This window comes from Cyanobacterium sp. Dongsha4, assembly GCF_036345015.1.
Lineage (GTDB): Bacteria > Cyanobacteriota > Cyanobacteriia > Cyanobacteriales > Cyanobacteriaceae > PCC-10605.
In genome coordinates, this window is the sequence record NZ_CP084098.1 from 1,251,678 (window position 1) to 1,268,651 (window position 16,974).

General features: G+C 33.6%; 11 protein-coding genes and 1 pseudogene. 8 read left to right on the plus strand and 4 right to left on the minus strand.

The features are described from left to right. The first annotated feature begins 78 nt into the window (after positions 1 to 78). Together Dongsha4_RS05280 and Dongsha4_RS05285 are read left to right on the plus strand one after the other, a co-directional pair. The gene (locus Dongsha4_RS05280) at positions 79 to 225 is read left to right on the plus strand and encodes a hypothetical protein (protein ID WP_015221022.1); all 147 of its coding nucleotides are present in this window, start codon (positions 79 to 81) and stop codon (positions 223 to 225) included. 367 nt (positions 226 to 592) lie between these two features. After that, a complete protein-coding gene (locus Dongsha4_RS05285) occupies positions 593 to 1,927 on the plus strand; it encodes a Rieske 2Fe-2S domain-containing protein (protein ID WP_330204677.1) in 1,335 nt (444 codons plus the stop codon). A gap of 129 nt (positions 1,928 to 2,056) precedes the next feature. Here Dongsha4_RS05285 and urtE read toward each other — a convergent pair whose 3' ends face one another. Continuing rightward, a complete protein-coding gene (urtE, locus tag Dongsha4_RS05290) occupies positions 2,057 to 2,758 on the minus strand; it encodes an urea ABC transporter ATP-binding subunit UrtE (protein WP_330204678.1) in 702 nt (233 codons plus the stop codon). Positions 2,759 to 3,205: 447 nt separating this feature from the next. Continuing rightward, positions 3,206 to 3,937, minus strand: a pseudogene (gene urtD, locus Dongsha4_RS05295) (urea ABC transporter ATP-binding protein UrtD); the annotation flags it as partial. 244 nt (positions 3,938 to 4,181) lie between these two features. Here urtD and Dongsha4_RS05300 point away from each other — a divergent pair. The 5 genes from Dongsha4_RS05300 to Dongsha4_RS05320 all read left to right on the plus strand — a co-directional run bounded on the left by Dongsha4_RS05300 (position 4,182) and on the right by Dongsha4_RS05320 (position 13,663). Beyond that, positions 4,182 to 4,889: a hypothetical protein gene (locus Dongsha4_RS05300; protein ID WP_330204680.1), complete on the plus strand. Its 708-nt coding sequence runs from the start codon at positions 4,182 to 4,184 to the stop codon at positions 4,887 to 4,889. A 95-nt stretch (positions 4,890 to 4,984) separates the two neighbouring features. Beyond that, the gene (locus Dongsha4_RS05305; protein ID WP_330204681.1) at positions 4,985 to 5,857 is read left to right on the plus strand and encodes a mechanosensitive ion channel family protein; all 873 of its coding nucleotides are present in this window, start codon (positions 4,985 to 4,987) and stop codon (positions 5,855 to 5,857) included. 74 nt (positions 5,858 to 5,931) lie between these two features. Then, on the plus strand, positions 5,932 to 6,027 hold the full coding sequence (petL, locus tag Dongsha4_RS05310; RefSeq protein ID WP_330204682.1) for a cytochrome b6-f complex subunit PetL: 96 nt from the start codon (positions 5,932 to 5,934) through the stop codon (positions 6,025 to 6,027). A gap of 235 nt (positions 6,028 to 6,262) precedes the next feature. Next, positions 6,263 to 12,445, plus strand: coding sequence for a hypothetical protein (locus Dongsha4_RS05315; RefSeq protein WP_330204683.1), 6,183 nt, complete (start codon positions 6,263 to 6,265; stop codon positions 12,443 to 12,445). Between the two features lie 216 nt (positions 12,446 to 12,661). Beyond that, complete coding sequence (locus Dongsha4_RS05320; protein WP_330204684.1) at positions 12,662 to 13,663, plus strand: zinc-dependent alcohol dehydrogenase family protein; 1,002 nt, start codon at positions 12,662 to 12,664, stop codon at positions 13,661 to 13,663. A gap of 215 nt (positions 13,664 to 13,878) precedes the next feature. Here Dongsha4_RS05320 and Dongsha4_RS05325 read toward each other — a convergent pair whose 3' ends face one another. Next, on the minus strand, positions 13,879 to 15,030 hold the full coding sequence (locus tag Dongsha4_RS05325; protein WP_330204685.1) for an NAD-dependent epimerase/dehydratase family protein: 1,152 nt from the start codon (positions 15,028 to 15,030) through the stop codon (positions 13,879 to 13,881). Between the two features lie 182 nt (positions 15,031 to 15,212). Then, complete coding sequence (locus Dongsha4_RS05330) at positions 15,213 to 16,055, minus strand: DNA-binding domain-containing protein (protein WP_330204686.1); 843 nt, start codon at positions 16,053 to 16,055, stop codon at positions 15,213 to 15,215. 240 nt (positions 16,056 to 16,295) lie between these two features. Between Dongsha4_RS05330 and Dongsha4_RS05335 the strand changes: the two genes are divergently transcribed. Continuing rightward, positions 16,296 to 16,769, plus strand: coding sequence for an Hsp20/alpha crystallin family protein (locus tag Dongsha4_RS05335; RefSeq protein WP_330204687.1), 474 nt, complete (start codon positions 16,296 to 16,298; stop codon positions 16,767 to 16,769). Positions 16,770 to 16,974 lie beyond the last annotated feature (205 nt).

Sequence of the window (16,974 nt, forward strand, 5' to 3'; positions counted from 1 at the left end):
AAATATTCAAACGTTATCTATGAATTTGAGTTCACAACCGTTCTCATAAAATATTAGAAGCATGGGAGGTATAAGGTTATGAACATCATGAAAATGTTAGAAAATATGACTAAATATTTAACGGAAGGATTTGCCAGAATTTTTAGTCCTCCAGAAGAATCCCCTCCAGAAATTGGCGTACAACCTTTTGAATGCGCCCCTTATCGGGAAAAACCTTCTGCATAATCTCAAATCAAAAATTTTCATAAATTTAAAGATGGGGCAGTCTCTCCATCTAATTTTTTGTCAATACATATTAGTTTTATTGGTGTTGCTGATTTTCTATATGATTTATCATTTAGGTAGGATTAGGGAAAATAATTCACTAGGCAATAGTAATAATAAATATTTTGATGTCTCATGTCTCAATATAGGTTGTGGTAATATCTTCTAATAAAATAATTAGACCTAAATCTCTTATTTTCTGCACAGTTTTTTTCATTTTTTAATAGGATAATAGTTAGTTAATCGAGGAAAATCTTTCTTTTTTTAATATAATCAAAAATAAAGTAATATACAATAAATTAAATCAACTTTTAACCGTATATGTGAAATGTCATCAGAATTTAATTTTTTTCAAAATTGGTATCCTATTTTTCCGTTAGAAGACTTAGAAATAAACAAACCTCAATCTTTTACTTTATTGGGACAACGCCTAGTTATTTGGAAAGGAGAAAAACAAAAAAAATATCAGGTATTCTTAGATTTATGTCCCCATCGTTTAGCCCCTTTAAGTGAAGGGCGTATTGATGAAGAAACGGGAAATTTAATGTGTAGTTATCATGGTTGGCAATTTAACGAAAAAGGAATTTGCACTTGTATCCCCCAAGCTGAAAATCAGGAATTAGTTATCAAAAATCAACATAATTTTGCTGTTAAAGTTTTCCCTACCCGTGAAGAAAATGATTTACTTTGGGTTTGGGCGGATGCCAATACACCTGATTTAGCAGAAAAACAACCTCTACCTCTGTCACCGCAGATAGATAAAGAAAAAGGTTTTGTGTGGTCATCTATGGTAAGGGATTTAGAATATGATTGGCAAACTTTCATTGAAAATGTTGCAGACCCCAGTCATGTACCTTTTGCACATCACGGACTACAAGGTAATCGAAAACAGGCTCAACCGATTGCGATCGAAATTGTTAAATCTTCAGTAAACTTAATAGAAGCTCAAGTAAGCCGTCTATTTACCACTACTATTACTTTTGAACCTCCTTCCCGTTTAGAGTATGCCATTGGTTTTGGCGATAAAGGACAACAACTAGGACTGATAACCTATTGTATTCCCATAGAACCCGGAAAGTGCAGAATTGTTGCTCAATTTGCTCGTAATTTCGCCTACAGTCTTCATAAAATTACCCCTCGATGGTGGGAGCATATAAAAACTAGAAATGCGGTGCTAGATGGCGATATGATTTTATTGCACCAACAGGAGCGTTTTTTACAACAAAAATTAGCAGGAGAAAATTGGAAAAATGCCTATAAAATGCCTACCAAAGCAGACCGTTTAGTGATTGAATTTCGTCGCTGGTTTGATATTTATTGTGATGGAAAATTACCTTGGGAAAAAGTAGGATTTTCTAATTTTGAAAACTTAAAAATAAGTGATAATCGTCAACAAATTCTTGATCGCTATTCTCAACATACTAAGTATTGTAAAAGTTGTCGTAATGCTTTAAAAACTAACTATATTTTGCAAATAGTATCGATTGTTTACTTTATTTTATCACTGTCTATTACTGCTGTTTTACCTGATACTTATAGGATTAGTTGGGGACTTTATTTAATTATTACTGGTTTAATTTCTGTAGGTTTTTTTAGTTGGTTAAAATTTTGGTTTGAGCCTCAATTTTATTTTGTTGACTATATCCATGCAGATAAAAAATAGAATTATCAATTGGGAATTAAAAATTAAGAATTAGCTTCTCCCTAACACCCCAAGCCCCTATCTTTTCATTACTCCCCTAAACCTGATACCTGCCCTCATCTAATATTTTGAAACCCAACTGAGGTTAAACTATACTGCTAAAAATTCTTGGATTACTCTTTGGCTTAATTCTCTTGTTTTACCTGATGCAACTATTCCTCCTTTTTGCATCGCATAATAACGATCTGCTTGACGAACAAAATGTAAATGTTGCTCAACTAAAAGTACAGAAATACCAGTTTCTTTAATGATTTTTTTCACTGCTGTTTCTATTTCTAAGATAATTGATGGTTGAATACCTTCTGTTGGCTCATCTAATAATAATAATTGAGGTCTTCCCATTAAGGCACGTGCGATCGCAAGTTGCTGTTGTTGACCTCCACTTAAGTCTCCTCCCATACGATTGAGCATTGTTTTTAAAACAGGAAATAAATCAAATATTTCAGCAGGAATAACTTTTTTAACTTTGGTGTTATTGGGTAAGGCTTCTAAACCTAAAAGTAGATTTTCTTTCACCGTTAAACGAGGGATAATTTCTCGCCCTTGAGGTACATATCCAATCCCTAATTTTGCTCTTTTATCTGTAGTTAATTTCTGTAAAGGTTGCTCTTTAAAAATTAAATTTCCAGTCCGAGATTGCAATAATCCCATAATAGTTTTTAGTAGTGTCGTTTTACCTACCCCATTTCTGCCAATTAGACAAACCATTTCCCCACTATTAATACTTAAATCAACATTTCTTAATATATGACTTTCACCGTAATAAACATTCAAATTGGATAAATTTAACATCGTTTTTATTTTGGATTATGATTCAATTTATTATAAATTAATTATCTTTGCTTCTTATTCTTTTGAATTAGTTTTTAGATTATTTATAATTGTGGCTAACCTCTCCGAAGGTAATTGCAATAAATCTAGTAATTCTTGATAAGCTAAATTTTCTAATTCATTCATCTCATGATCCTGTAAAATTTGATAGCTTAATTCTAAAACCTGTTCTTTTTCATCATCTGTTTCCAGTAAAGGAATTAAATCAGCAAGGGGGATATTTTCTGCTAAAAAGTTTCTTAATTCCTCTTTAAAAATATCTTCTTCTTCTGAAGATGAAGCAAATTTTTGACTTAAGTTGTTAATAATTAAATCCTGCTCTTTTGGGGTTAAATTAAAATCTGACCAACCTATTGTTGCCGCAATTCTTGCCCATAAAATTTGATTATTATCAAGGGATGTTTCTTCACCTAAATAAACTTCAATTACACGAGGATTGTTTTGAATTTCATTCATGTTGCCCTCACAAAGAACTGTACCTTGGTGCAATACAGTTACACGTCTAGCTATTTGTCTGACAAACTCCATATCATGCTCTATAACGATAATAGAATGGCTTTGAGCTAAAGCAAGGAGCAAATTACCCACATTTTCCGTTTCCTCGTCAGTTAAACCAGCTACAGGCTCATCTACTAATAATAAATCAGGGGATTGAGCGACTAACATACCGATTTCTAAGCGTTGTTTTTCTCCATGAGAAAGTAAAGCGGCTTGTAAATTTGCTTTTGCCGTCAAACCAATGGTTTCTAATAGACTAGCAAGACTATGTCTATCTTGTTGATTAGCTTTTTGAAAGAGGGTGGAAAAGACATTTTTATTTCTGTTAATAACTAAATCTAAATTTTCTTTTACTGTTAAATTCAGATAAACTCTAGGTGTTTGAAATTTTCTACCAACACCGAATCTAGCTATTTGATGTTCGCTCATTTTTTTGAGATTTTTTCCCTTAAAATAAACGTTTCCTTCTGTTGGTTGAGTTTTTCCAGTAATAACATCGAGAAAGGTGGTTTTCCCCGCTCCATTAGGTCCTATAATTACTCTTAATTCTCCCTTCTCCATTTTAAAGTTAAGATTATTTAACGCCTTAAAACCATCAAAACTTACGCTTAAATTGTCAATTTCTAATATTGTTTCATTCATTGAAAAACTATATTTAATTTTGATCTCAATATAAATAGGAACTATAATTGTTGGCAATAGTCTATTTCGGTAGTGACTGTTACAAAAACTGAGATAAGTGTTGTAGCATTGAATAAAAGAAAAAGGACAATGAAAAAATTTTTTTAACAATCCAGCAATATAAAAACTAACCATCACTATTTTAGTTAGATATTTACTATAAATATAGCTAAACTTTTAGTCTAAATTTAATAGATACTAAATCATGAAAAAACAGATTATTTTTTACTTTTATATATTTTTATTTGGCATATTTAACTTAATATTTAAAAATATTTTTATTGCCTATTCTTTCTCTTTATCCTCAAATAATCTCATAGCTAAGGATACAGATAATTTTACAAAAATTGGAGAAGCATTGGGGGATTTAGATAATGATTCAATCCCTGAAAAAGTTATTGTTTATGATACTGGTAAAGAAACTGAATTTGGGACACAAAGGGATATTTATATTTTCAAAAATACAGAAGACAGTTGGACTTTATGGTATAAGAATACAGGAGCTGTACTTCCCAGTCAACACGGTGGTGTTTGGGGAGATCCTTTTCAAGAAATAAACATAGACAATGGAGCAATAAAAATTTATCATTTTGGTGGTAGTCGTTATAAATGGCAATATATACATCAATATAAATATATTGAAAATGATTGGAAATTAATTGAAGCAACAGTGGAGTTTGGAGCTTTTTGTGATTACGATGAAACTCTTAATTATGATTTAATTACTGGAAATATTATCTATAAAAAAGAACAAGAAAAGTGCGATCGAGCTAATAATATTAACCAAGAAAAAGAAATTATAGAGTTACTAGAATTTACTCAAAAACTCGAACAGCTACCCAATATGAATGGATTTTATCCCGGTAATAATGAAATAGTGATTCCTCAGAATAACAATACTATTTACTATTAAATTTGGTAGCGATGATTATGATTCACAAAAAACAATTTATTATACTGTTATATTATCGTTAAAATCTAACGAAAGCAAATAGAATATTCATCGTCATGATTAATAAATTTCTTAATACAGTCATTGATGCTATTAATGATTTAATTGCAGATACTATCAAAATTATACCGGGGTTAATAGGTGGTTTAATCGTTATTTTTCTTACTCGCTATATTGCCCATTGGACAGAAAATTTTGCTAATCAAATAGCGATAAAAACCATTAAAAGTAGATCATTACAAATCTTATTTACTAAATCAATTTATATAACCACATGGGTAGTAGGTATTTTTCTTGCCGCAATTATGTCATTTCCCGGACTAAGTTTAGGCAATGTTATCGGTGCGCTAGGATTAGGCTCAGTTGCTATTGGTTTTGCATTTCAAGACATTTTCAAAAACTTTTTAGCAGGTATATTACTCTTATTACAAGAGCCATTTAGGATAGGAGATGAGGTTGTTGTACAAGATTATCAAGGTTTTGTGGAACATATTGACATTCGCACCACCACTATTCGTACTTATCAAGGGGAAAAAATATTGATTCCTAATGCCACTATATTTACAAATTCCGTTCAGGTTAGAACCGGTTACGATAGAAGAAGAACAGATTTAGGAGTGGGAGTGGACTACAATACTTCCTTAGCTCAAGCTCAAAACTTGCTATTCGATGTTATAACCAGTCTTGATGGAGTTTTAAAAGAACCTAAACCAGAAATTGATTTAATCAACTTTGGTGATAGTTCTATTGATTTTGTCGTGCGTTATTGGACTTCGCCTCAACAAAAAACAGTTAGGTATATTCAAACAAAAGCTATTATTGCCATTAAAAAAGCCTTTGATAACGCTTCTATTACCATCCCCTATCCTATTAGAACCTTATACTATTTCGATCAAGATAAATACAGTGATTACATTCCTAATCAATAACAAAAACGAACCTTAACCGTTGCTAATATATGATAAAATATCAAATTGTCTTATAACAAATAGGAGTTTTAAAAATGTCTGGAATTATTGCTTACGCAGGATTTATCATCGCTTTTTCCGTTATTGCCTTAACTCTATACTACGGATTAAAAGCAGTTAAATTTCTCTAAAAAACTTTTTTTCATTGATTAGTGAATATTAATTCATTGATCAGTGAACATTAGTACTATTTTAGAAAATTAAAAAGGCTACCCCATTTTTATCTTAAATATTCAAATATTCTCATCAATGTGAGAAATTGTCAAGAAAAAAAACGGAAAAATTGACAGTCAAAATTAAATCTTCTATCCTCAAAGTAGCGAGACTATAAGTTAAGAAAAAACAAAGGCTAATTAGAGTGAGGAAATGACAAGTCAACGCCCCCCAGAATCTGAATCTAACCAAGAGTCGTCAACCACCATTACTCAGAAAGTATTTTCTGCCATTCAACAACCTCGTAACCAAATTATTGCCTTAGCCACCCTAAGCACAATGGGAGTAATAGGTTATTTTGGGGGGAAATGGGTATTAACTCAGTTTATTCCCGACAGATTAGAAACCGAATTAGAAAAACTGTTAGCCAGAGATGTCAATATTGGAGAGATAAATAACTTTTCCTTTTTCCATCAATTAGTTGTTAATGATATAAAAATTCCCCCTACCATTGATGATCCTAGTTTTATTAACATTTCTGCCGCTAAAATAGACTTAGACTTATGGTCATTAATTTTCCGTCAGCGTTTACCCATACATATCATTGCTGATGATGTGGAAGGTTATGCCCAACTAGACACTTTAATTCCACCTTCAGAAGACGAAAAACCCTTACCCAAATCTTTTCTTTTACCTTCCTTACCCATTACCGCCGAAGTCAATCTTCGTTTACAAGATACACTTATAAAAATCACTCCCAATGCCGAAACTCAACCAGTGGAGTTAGACAGCAAAGGAAAATTACAGTTAATTTATGATCAAGAAACTCAACCCCTTAACTATAATATAGAAACTCGCCTTAATAATAGTAGCGGATTAATTACCCTAGAGGGGAAAACCTTATTAAGCAATACCCAGAGTGAAAACAAGTTAGATATTCGCAATCTTTACCTACCCGAAGTAGCTGGTTTAATTCCTCAACTCCCTCTAAATCTTCAAGAAGGGAGAGTCAATGCTAATCTCAAAACTCAAACGACTTCTTTACCCGAATATTTGGCTTCTGATATTCAAGGAAATGTAAAAATAGAAGATGTGAGGGGAAAAGTTATTCCTTCTCTAATTAGCAAGGAGGAGACATTTATTAATTTACCTCTGATGGCGAAAGAGTTTACTGCCAACACTCAATTAACCATTACTGACTCTCAAACATTAATTATTGATGAAGCAAGACTTAACTGGGAAGAAATTAAAGCTGTTGCCAAAGGAGGGGTTAGTTTAAATAATGGTTATAATCTTTCTGCCAGTATTAATCCTTTACAGTTGAGTAGGTTATTCCCTCTTCTAAATATCAAATCAAATCTTGCCTTGGATGGTTTAACCGCAACCAATGTCACAGTAACAGGAAATATTGACAACCCTCAAGTTAAAGGAAATTTGAGAATCAAAGATGGTTTAGTGGATAAAGTTGCCATCGATACTATTGATACTAAGTTTACAGCTAACTTAGATACCGTTAATGTTAATGCTGTAAAAATCCAACCTCAAGCAGGAGGGGAGATAGTTTCTCAAGGTTTATTAAATATTAACTTACGCCCAACAATTTTTGAGGGGAAGGCTTTTTCTCTCGGTAAAATTCCCTTAAATTTTCAATTCACTGCTAACTTATTACCCACTGCTATCCTTGAAAAATATAATATCTCTCCCTTTGGTATTAATTTAGGTAATTTATCAGCGAGGGGAAGTCTCACGGGAAATTTAGATAATCCATTAGGAAAAGTGGCTTTTTCTCTCCCTAATATAGAAGGAGATACTTTGAATAATGTGAGTGTCGAGGGGGAGTTGTTAGTTAATGCCAATGAGGTAGAAATAGTTAACACCGCTTTGATAACAGATAACAGTCAATTAAATGTTAATGGTAATGGTAATTGGCGTAATAATAATTGGTTAGTTAATGTCACGGGGAATAATTTTTATCTCACTCCTTTTGTTAATCAGTTATGTCAAAATCTGACGGCTTGTGTTGACTCTTCTATAAATACTATTCTTCCTCTCGACGTTGCTAGTTTAGATGTTGATTTGCAGGGGAATTTCTCTAACTGGAATCTGACTCATATTGATGGTAGAGGAGATATTCAGTTAGTGGTGAATAATGAGGGTAATCTCAATTTAGATACTCGATTAAGTAATGGTAATTTACGAATAACTGGTAATGGCAATGATGTGGCTTTCAATCCCTTACTTCCTTCTCTTTCCAATAATGTCAAATTAGTCAGGGGCGATTTTGAGTTATCTACCAATATTGATGAGTTGTTAACGGCTAATCAAAATAACTTTGATAATCTTCCTTCTAGTTTAAATATAAATGCCGATACTCAGTTAATGATTGATGATGGAGTGGTGTTAGCTAATTCTGTTGTTAATGAAAATCAAACAAAGATTAATCTTGACGTTAGTCAGCTTCCATTAAATAATATCATCAATAACCTTCCTGCTCAAATTACCTCCAGTCAAATCAGAATTAACTTAGCCACTGCGGAATTATTCCTATTAACTCAACAACCTTTTAACTCAGAGACTATCACAACCTTAGATAGTTTAACCGTTAATGCTGATGTGAGAGGAGAATTTGCGGGAGGAAGACTATCAACAGAAGCAGTAGTCAAAGACGGAATTTTATCCTTATCAGGGGAAACAGAAAATATCGTCTTATCCCAACTCTTACCGAATCTGAAGAATACCAATCTTAATAATATTCAAGCAGAAAATATTAGAGGAAACTTTCAACTCAAAGCCGGTGTATCAGAATTAATCACCTTCGGTAAAAACTATCTCAACAATCAAAATATATCCTTAGCCTCTCTTCCTAGTTTAAATATTAAAGGTGATGGAAGATTAAATATAGCAGGAGGAGAAGTCAAAATATCAGGCAATCTGAGAGGGAATCAATGGCAAAGCAATATAGATACCCAAAATCTTAACATCGAAAAAATTGCTTCTCAACTTTCCTTACCCTTCCTTAATAATAATGATAGTTTTAACCTCGCCTCTCTTGGTAATCTAAATACCAGTATTAACTTAGGTGGTAGTCTGACGGATTTATCTTTTGATAACCTATCTTTACCTATTACTATTCAACCCACCAAGATTAATATCGGTGATAATCTTGTTACCCTTGCAGGAAATTTTCTTTTAATTAATCCTTTCACCCAACCTGATATAAATAACCTCCGACTGCAAGTAACAACAAAAGCCAATTTAGCAACCCTTCCCCTTAACAGTCTTCTTGCTTCCCTAGATGAAAATAATAATAAGGGTATTAACTATCTTCCTTCAGAAGTTAACTTAAATGGTATCGCTAAATTTAATGGCGTTATAACCGCTAACAATGTCTTAACTAATCCCCTCGGTTTTAACTTAATAGGAGATTTAAGTCTCAATAACTTTGCTTTTAATCAAATAGCCTTTGAATCTTCCCTCTCAGGAAAAGTTAATGTTAATCCCCGTGAGAAAATAGCTGTTAATCTTAAAGGTAAGGAAGACATCATCGCTACCAGCTTAATTAGAAAGGATTTAACTTTACCCAATCAAGCAACTATTCCCTTTACTCTTTCTTCTATTACTATCAATCAACAAGATAACTTTTTCTTAGAAGGAAAACTAGCGGAAAATAATCAATTTATCGCAACGGTAAAAAACTTATCCTTAGAAAATTTGGCTTTACAACCAGTGGCTAACTATGGCATCAAAGGCAAATTAAAGGGAGACTTTAGCAGTCAGTTAACCCTTAACTTAAATGATTTCACCGCCGAGGGAAATATTGCCATTAATAATCCAGCCATTGGGGTAGTGGAAGGAAAAGAAATTAAAGCAGATTTTAACTATCAAAATAATATCGCTCAATTAAATCAAGGAAGGTTATCATTTGCTAATACGCAATATGATTTGAGTGGCAAAGTTAATCTCGTTACTCAGGAAATAGAAGGCAAAGTTAACTTACAAGGAGAGATGGAAGATATTTTTTCCACTCTGAGAATAACCGATGTTGCTAGTGTCTCGGCTTTATGGCAACAATTACAAAATCAAGACACCTTCTCCTCGGCGGATAATATTCCTTCTCAATCTATCGGTAATAGTGATGATAGTATCAAAACCCAAGTTAATTTACTCACTCAAGTTGATAAACAAATCCAAACCCTAGCGAGAAAAGTTGAATCAGGAAGCATTCCCAATGATTTAGATATTCAAGGGAAATATCAAGGGGAAATTCTTATCGCTGGAAAGTTAACTAATCCCGAAATTCAACTAGATTTTGAAGGCAATCAATGGCAGTGGCTACCGCAACAAAACTATCCTGTGATTCTTGATTCTTTAGGCTTAGTAATGAAACAAACCCAAGCAATAGCTATTCCTAAACTTGCTATTAATGCCAATTTTGTCAATAATAATTTAACCTTAAAACCTTTTCTTTTAAATATCGGTGGAAGTGAAGTTGCTTTTGCAGGAAATTTATCTTTAGATAGTCAAGAGGGAGAATTTAAAGTTGCTAATTTACCCGTAGATTTTATTACAGATATTATCTCTTCTCCTTTGGATGTGGATGGTTTAATTAATGTCAACGGAAAAATCACAGGTAATCTGTTAAATCCTTCCATTGTCGGTAATTTTGCTCTTAATAATGCAGCCGTAGAAGGTTCAATTTTAGCAAACCAAATTCTCGCTGATTTTCAATATCAGAATTATACTTTAAGTGTGGAAAGTAGTCAACCAGAATATTTACAGTTTAAGGCAATTTTACCCTATTATCCTTTAATGGAGTTGGATAAACCTGCTTTAATTAGTTTAAATTTACGCCCAGAATCGAGAGGGTTGGTTAAGGGATTAACTCAAGGAAAAATAGATTTGGTTGATGGTGATTTTCAAGGAAATTTAGAAATAACTACCGCTTCTTTAAATCAATTGGTAAATAATTTTAATTTTGAAGATATTGCCGTTAAAGGAAATCTTAATTTTGAAAATACTCAAATTAAAACAAGTTTAATAGATGAATCAATTTTCTTGACAGGAAATATTAATTTACAAGAAAATAGGGTTATTAATGCTGATAATTTACTCGCAAAAGTTAATCAAACTGAGGTTAATATTAATGGGAATCTACCTGTTTTTAATTCAAATAATATTCAGGGTGATAATTTAATAGTAAATATTCCTCAACAATCTCTGAATTTAGAGGGTTTATATTCAGGCAATATTGATGCAAATATTGAAATAAATGGCACTGCTTTCTATCCTAAAATTGGTGGATATTTGGCGTTAAATAATGGTAATTTTACTATTCCATCTCAAGAAAGATTGTCATCTTTTAATAATAGTAAAAATTCTGGTTTAATTGCTAATAATTGGCTTAATAGTAATCCCTCAAGTAATAGAAGTAATGCTATTATTCAACCAAATTTAGATAATTTTCAACTAAAATTAGTTAACTCACAATTAGCTCAATGGGGGTTCTATCGCTTTCTTTTTGAAGGTGATGTGGAGGTTAATGGGAATCCTCTTGATTTTGAAAACCTAAGAGCAAATGGGGCTGTAAACGTCCGTAGGGGAAATATTTATATAGGGGGTGCAAATCCTTTACCTAATGCCGTGTCAGGGGTTGGTTTTGGTGATACTACTTTCTTTTTATCTCGTACTAATGAGAATAGAATTGTGTTTGATCCTAATGATAGTATTCTTAATCCCAGTATCGATATAGAAGTACAGGCAGATATAGTGGATTATTCTCGTCAATTACCTGTTACAGGTAGCAATGAAATTGCAGATCCCATTGTTAGGGGGGGGAGAGGAGATAATATTCAAGTTGTTTTAAATATTGATGGTGAATTGGGTCAACTGTTACCAGTATTGTCGAGTCAAGTTAATCAATTTTGCTACTTGCCTACTTCTGAAACTCTTATCGGGGATAAAATTTCCTCTGAGCGCTTAAAAGAAGTAGAAACTTGCGTCAATTTAGCGGTTTTAAATCAGCAGGGAGCTAATTTTAATTTATTTAATTCTCCGATTGTTTCTCTCAGTAGTACTCCTAATCGTAGTGAGGGGGAATTGATTAATTTGATTGTGGGAGGTCAATTAATTAATATTGCAGACCAGTTACAAAATTTGAGTGGAGAACAATTGTTTGAAAATGGTTTAGTACAATTTTTCTTAGTACCCATTGCTAATAATTTAAGTTTTGGAGTAAATGAAAGAGTTAGTACTTGGGGAAAACCTTTAGGAATGAAAGATTTGCGTATTTTTCCTCTGGTGGAGGGAGTTTATGAGGTGCAGGAGAAATCTAGCGTTTCTGTATCTTATGATTATATTTATGGGGAGTTCAAAGTACGTTATCAGATGCAGTTTTAAGTTGATGTAATTTGAGTCAAATAGACAAAACTATTCTTGGTAGGTGTCGGGTGTCAAGTTGTAGGTTTCAGGTTACTGGTGTTAGGGTGTTAGGGAGAAGTTAATTAAACACTTTTGTCCCTTGCCCTTTTCATCATCACTCATAGATGAAAATTTATCCTGAACTCAGGTTATTTATAATAAATTTAGAATAATATTTGAGTAATAATTTAGTTTATGAAAGCAATTTTAATGACTGAAGCTGGGGGAGTGGATGTTCTGCAATTAAGAGATATTCCCACTCCACACATCAAAAGTCCTACGGAAATTTTAGTTGAGTTGAAGGCGGCAGGGGTTAATCCTATTGATACAAAAATTAGAAAGCGTGGTAGTTTTTATCCTGAATTTTCTTCTCCTGTTTTAGGTTGTGATGGTGCAGGAATAGTTGTAGAAGTAGGCGATGGGGTGACAAGGTTTAGGAAGGGTGATGAAGTGTATTTTTGTGTTGGTGGCTTAGGGAAGCCTGAAACGGGAAATTATGCTCAATATACTGTAGTTGAGGAGGATTATGTTGCAAAAAAACCTCAATCTCTTTCTTTTGCGGAAGCGGCTTGCGCTCCTTTAGTGTTAATTACGGCTTGGGAAGCTATTTGCGATCGCATCTCTTTAAGTGCTAATGATAAAATTTTAATTCATGGTGGAGCAGGGGGAGTTGGTCATGTAGCTATTCAGTTGGCAAAATTGAGAGGAGTAGAAGTAGCCACAACGGTGGGTAATCTTGATAAAGAAAGATTAGTGAGAAAATTGGGGGCAGACTATCCTATTCTTTATAAACAACAAGATTTTATCAGTGCAATCATGGATTGGACAAAGGGAAAGGGAGTAGATGCGGCTTTCGATACTGTGGGGGGGAAAACTTTTTTTGATACTTGTCAAGTAGTAAGGGTATATGGAGATATAGTCACAATACTTGAACCAGATTGCCATAGCTCAAGTTTAAAAACAGCCCGTAATCGTAACTTAAGAATCAGTTTAGAGTTGATGCTAACTCCCGCTTTGATGAATTTACAAGAAGGGTTGAAACATCAAAGAAAAATTTTAGAACAATGTGCAGTGTGGTTTGATGAAGGGAAATTAACCATACATTTAGAACATACTTTTCCGTTGGAATCAGCGTCGGTAGCCCATCAAATGATTGAGTCTGGTTCAACCACTGGAAAAATAGCCCTGATAATTTAACTTTGGTTCACCTGAAGAATATCGAATAAGGGGAGGTTTCAGGTGTCAGAGTATTTAGAGGAGGAGAGAAGGAAAAACAAGTAATGAATGAGTAATGAGGTATTCAGAGTTAGAAATTATTAATTATCACTATCAACTATTTACCATTGCCTGTTGCCTATCAGCGTCGCTTTATGAATCAAAGGTGGTGGGGAATGCCCACCTTACCATTATTTTTATCTACGCCAAGAAACTTTGGGTAATATTTGCTCCATATCTACTCTACCTTTATATTTATTAGCAAAGTTAAGTAAGGAGTCAAGGAGAGAATCAGAGAGATAATGAGGTTGCAAACCTAAATCTAAGAGTTTAGTGTTTTTAGCATTGAAATAGTGATCCTCTAATTCTACTCGGGGATTTTCTAAATTGTTAATTTCGACTTTTAAGCCTAAAGTTGCCCCAGCTTTTTGCACCATGGTGGCTAAATCTTTGATACTGAATAACTCGGTAAATTGGTTAAACACTCTAAATTGTCCAGCCTCCGCAGGATTTGCGATCGCAAGTTCCATACATCTGACAGTATCACGAATATCCAAGAAAGCACGAGTTTGTCCACCTTTACCATAAACAGTAAGAGGATGTCCGATAGCCGCTTGAATACAAAAACGGTTTAAGGCAGTACCAAAAACACCATCATAATCAAGACGGTTAATTAATAACTCATCCATGCCTGTTTCTTCGGTTAAAACCCCATAAACCACCCCTTGGTTTAAATCGGTGGCACGAATACCCCAAATTTTACAAGCAAAATGGATATTATGACTATCGTGTACTTTACTTAAATGATAGAAGCTACCGGGCTGTTTAGGATAAGGTAAAATATCCTTACGTCCGTTATGTTCAATTTCGATATAACCTTCTTCAATATCAATATTAGGAGTACCATATTCCCCCATAGTACCTAACTTAACGAGGTGAGAGTCGGGAAACTCCTCTTTCATGGCATAGAGAATGTTTAAAGTACCTACCACATTATTAACTTGGGTAAATACAGCGTGTTCTCTGTCAATCATTGAATAAGGGGCGCTACGTTGCTCCCCGAAATGTACAATAGACTCAGGCTCAAATTTGCGGAAAGCCTTAATTAAGAAATCATAGTTAGTAATATCACCGACAAAAAGCTCAATTTTTTTACCAGTTAATTCATACCAACGATTAATTCTTTTTTGAATAGAGGCAATGGGAGTTAAAGTATTTACACCTAATTTATCATCCCAGTGACGACGGCCTAAATTGTCTAAAATAGCAACATCATAACCTTTATTAGAGAGATGAAGGGCCGTTGCCCAACCGCAATAACCATCCCCGCCTATTACTAATGCTTTCATTGTGACTATTTTTCTTGTTATTATCTCAACATATTTAGGTTAATGTACCAAATTATTGACACAAAAAAGATCATTTAATTAAGATTTTTATTAACCTTTGCCCCTTGCCCCTTGCTCATTGCCCTTTTAACTTTGCCTTTTAACCCTTACCTATTGCTCTTTGTATGACTTGTTGGAGAAGTCTATTGATAACTCATGGGGTCAAATAGAGACACTATCCAACCTAATTTTATCGCTTCTGAGATGCGATCGAGGGTTTCTTCTCGACTAAAACCAAAATGAGTTTCTTCCTGAAGAATAGCGGTAACGCTTAAGTGTCCATTGCAACTTCTTAACAAACGGGCTTCATCTTCGCTAATGGTTCTTATTTCCACTTGATTATCAGGTTTGCGCCAAATCAAATAAGGCTTTCTTTCTCCTGCAATGAGGTGTCTGGGTTCAATGGGGCATTTATAGGCTTTGGTGAGGGGAATTAAGCAATAGCAAGAAAAAGGAATGCGAGTACCATGTTCTAATTTGGGGCGATAACCATGAAGTTTTTTTACTCGGAGACGGTGTAATAATTCCTCTGGATCATTTTTTCTCAAAGTAGGGGCGGTTTCTGCTCTTCTTAATCGCCATTCGGTGAGAGCAACATCAATTAATAGTCTTGACCAATCGATCTTTTGTTCTTCTATAGTGGGTATCAAAGGCTCAAAAAATTCTGGTTTAACTACAGTGAGATAATCCATAAAACTATTGGCATAGTCTAAAACGGTGACATTATCACAATGACTATGAAGGTAAAAATCATCCACAAAGCGATCGAATAATTCTGCTCCCATAATCGCTTCACAGGCAGGAAATATCTCATGAAAAGGTGCGATCGTTCTCGTTCTAGCTCTATTTAAGTATAAGTCTAAAACCTCTTCTGTGTTTCTGTGATGAGCGGGAATAATAATACTTTCTAACCAAGGAGAATTTTTGTCTGCTCTCAAACTTTTGAGAAATTGCTGTTCTAGCTTTAAAAGAGTGGGTGATTTCATGAAATTTTAGGAATATTAACCAATGTAAAGAAGAATGGATATTTTATAGACCAAGTTTATCATATGGATTCGGAAGAAAATAATTAAGCAATGATTAAAATCAGGGAAAATACGGAAAACAATACCTAGATATTTTCGGTTTTCTCCCCCCATTAAATAAGAAGGATATGACAAGATAAAAATAACAGTTGAAGATTAAATAAATATCAATTGAAGCAGAATTTATTAGGAAGTAAAAATATGGCTATTGTTCGTTTTAATCCTTTGTATGAAATTAATAGCTTACATCGTCAAATGAATCGATTACTAGATGAAATAACTGCATGGGATGATACTCCTAATTCTTTGGTTAAACCCGCAGTGGAATTGTTGGATAACAACGACAGTTTAATGCTTAAAGTTTTAGTACCCGGAATTGACAAAAAAGATCTTGATGTCAGTGTTACCCGTGATAGTGTAAAAGTAAGTGGTGAATACCATCGTCAAGAGGAAAGTAAAGATACTGGTTACTACATTTCTGAATTTAATTACGGTAAATTTGAACGGACAATTAATTTACCATTACCAGTCAAAAATGACCAAGTAAAAGCAGAATATAATGACGGTGTCTTAACGTTAATTCTACCAAAACTTGAAGACGAAAAAAATAAGGTATTTAAAGTTAGTTTAGGAGCAGAGGAAAAACCAGCTTTAGAATCAGAAATTAATGGCTAATATTATTCTAAAAAAGGTTTAATGCTTACTAAATAAATGACTAATTTGCCTGTCTCAAAAAGACAGGTTTTTTTTATGAAAGTAATAGGTAACGAGTGTTCGGAGATTTTAATTCCTAAAACTATCAACTATTAACCATTGCCCATTTCCTATTCCCTATTCCTCTCCCAAATGAGAAATCATCTCTAAAATCAGCAACGCCAAA